At 30.3% G+C, this 2,616-nt stretch carries 2 protein-coding genes; both read left to right on the top strand.

Features of this window, described 5'->3' with window-relative positions:
* The first annotated feature begins 176 nt into the window (after positions 1-176).
* Complete coding sequence (locus tag ACFQ1R_RS13130) at positions 177-1,571, top strand: J domain-containing protein (protein WP_379926722.1); 1,395 nt, start codon at positions 177-179, stop codon at positions 1,569-1,571.
* Between the two features lie 168 nt (positions 1,572-1,739).
* Positions 1,740-2,372: a HEAT repeat domain-containing protein gene (locus tag ACFQ1R_RS13125; protein WP_379926721.1), complete on the top strand. Its 633-nt coding sequence runs from the start codon at positions 1,740-1,742 to the stop codon at positions 2,370-2,372.
* Positions 2,373-2,616: the final 244 nt, after the last annotated feature.

Raw genomic sequence — 2,616 nt, 5'->3', positions numbered from 1 at the left:
AACACCGTGTAAAAATAATTGCTTGGTTCTTGCCTACTCGGAAAATCCTGCGGATTTTCCTCTGGTTCGTCCCATTTTTAGTAAGTTAGTTGCTTTCACACGCAACTATCCTTACACAAACACGTTGCCAGTAATTTAAGAAACAGTGCTTAAATTCAAAATTATCGAATAAATAAATGAATGACTATTATTACGTTTTAGGAGTTTCTCGAAATGCAAGTCAAGTAGAAATAAAAACTGCTTACAGAAAGCTTTCAAAAAAGTTCCATCCAGACCTGAACGGTGGAGATAAATTTTTTGAAGACAGATTTAAGGAAATCCAAATAGCTTATGAAACACTAACTGACTTATCAAAAAAATCAAGATATGATAGTTTATTAAACAATAATACTTATTCAAAGACACAACAAAGTTATTCACAAAACACATATTCTAAACCACCACCAAGACCTGAATCAACAGCTAAAAAAGAATATAAAAATCCCGAACCAAAAAACACCAATAGTCCTTCATCTTCAAAAATTTTCGCATACTTATTTTTAGGTTTTATAGGTGTTTTAAGTATTAGTATATTTTTTGATGAAAAATCTAAAAGTTCAAACAATTACAACACAATTGAACAAAACGAAAAACCTTCAACAAACTTTATTCCTGTTGAAAAAACAGAAATAGAAAAATATTCAACGTCTGTTTCTGATTTGAATAAAAAATGGCTGAAAGGAGAATTATCTGGTACTATAGAACAATTTGACATAAATGAGAAATGGGTTATGAATCTGAATGTTAAAAAAGGAAGAGATATTTTTGGGAGTGAAATCCTAAGTTTTAAAGTTGATTACCCTTCTTTAAACTGTGGTGGCGACTGGGGAATAATTTCGCAAAGTGACAATAAAATAGAATTTAGAGAAAAAATAAAATACGGAAATGATGTCTGTATTGATTCTGGAAAAGCAGTTGTAGAAAAAAAAGACAATAAAATCATAATTTCTTTTTACCTGCCAAATAATAATACATTGTACGCACAAGGTATATTGTCTAACTCTAAAACAAAATGGGTTAATGGGAAATTAACTAGTGGCAATTCTGATAACAATTCGTCTAGCCTATCATCTAAAAACAAATATATTGGCAATCAACTACAAAACGGAGATTCACCATTAGACAAATGTTTTGGTAAAGGAATATATTCAGGACAAGCATATTTGATTTTTAAAAACAGTAATGCAACAGATGCAATTGTATGTTTGGTAAGGCAATCTGATAAGAAAACGATAAGAAATGAATACATAAGAGCAGGTGCAGATTTTAAAATGAGTAGAATACCAAGTGGAAATTACTTTATTAAGGTTTATTATGGTAATGATTGGAATCCTCAAAAATTAAACTTTTGCAACATTAATGGAGCGTTTGAAAGTAATGTTCATTTTAGCAAATCAGATAATATTGGAGATATGATAAGTATTGAAAATTCGTCTTATAGTTATACAACTGGTAGCATAACATTATATACAGTTGCAAATGGAAATATGAGTTCAGAAAATATAAATGAATCTGAATTCTTTCAAGAATAAAAAATAAAAACTACTGGCAACAACGTGTATAATTAATGGCTGGTTCTCGCCTACTTACGAAAATCCTCGCGGATTTTCTATTCAGTTTTTATTTGCTAAATTAGGTGCTTAAACACGCCACTAATCATACACAATACCGTTACCTGCAAGCTGAAACAAACACCGAGAATGCCAAAAATTCTATTCATAATACTAACGATATTGCTTATTTCTTGCAATACTAAATCGAATAAAAAGCCTGACAAAGAATCAACTGAAACGAATAGAAAGGTTGACAAAGATTTTGACTCGTTAGTAAAAATTTTTAATGATTCTAAAACCACGAATAGAGGACAAATTCTTTATGAACTAAATGAATTTGATAATAAAAGAAAAATTGAACTGTTAGAAAACTCATTATCTGACAATGATGAATTTGTACAAATAATAGCAATACAATCGATATGGTCAAACAATCAAACAGAAAGCGCAGATAAACTTTTGGAATTATTCATCAAAAACAAAAATCATACTTTGAACTCAAACTTGTGTAGAACATTTGCGGATTTTGATTTCAAAAAGGCAATACCAGCTATTAAAAAGAAAATGAAATCTAAAAATTCAATGATAATTTATGATTGTATTTGGACTTTGGGAGAGATAGGAACCGAGAACGAAATACAGTTTTTAAATGAGTTGACTGAAAATGAAGTGAAACCGAAAATATTTGACGAGGACGGATTTTTGAGACAAACGACTGAATTAACGATAGGAGAACAAGCATTAAATTCAATAGAAAAAATAAAGAAAGCCAGCAGGTAACAATGTGTATAATTCATTGCTAGTTAGAGCCTACTTACGAAAGTCCTCGCGGACTTTCTATCTATGATTTATTTGCTAACTTTAGTGCTTAAACACGCAACGAAATCATACACTAGACCGTTGGCAATAATTTAAACATGGCGCAAGGATTCATAACTATAGAAGATGGAAGTTGTTATATCTCAAGCTGGAGAGCTTACGATGAGATAATACGAATTGTTGCTAATGAACTTTCTATAAATAA

Source organism: Mariniflexile jejuense, from assembly GCF_042675665.1.
Lineage (GTDB): Bacteria > Bacteroidota > Bacteroidia > Flavobacteriales > Flavobacteriaceae > Mariniflexile > Mariniflexile jejuense.
This window is presented reverse-complemented; position numbering and strand designations above follow the sequence as displayed.

Bases quoted from the DNA above. Each gene is read 5' to 3' on its own strand.
- ACFQ1R_RS13125 (WP_379926721.1), top strand. From the start codon at position 1,740: ATGCCAAAAATTCTATTCATAATACTAACGATATTGCTTATTTCTTGC.
- ACFQ1R_RS13130 (WP_379926722.1), top strand. From the start codon at position 177: ATGAATGACTATTATTACGTTTTAGGAGTTTCTCGAAATGCAAGTCAA.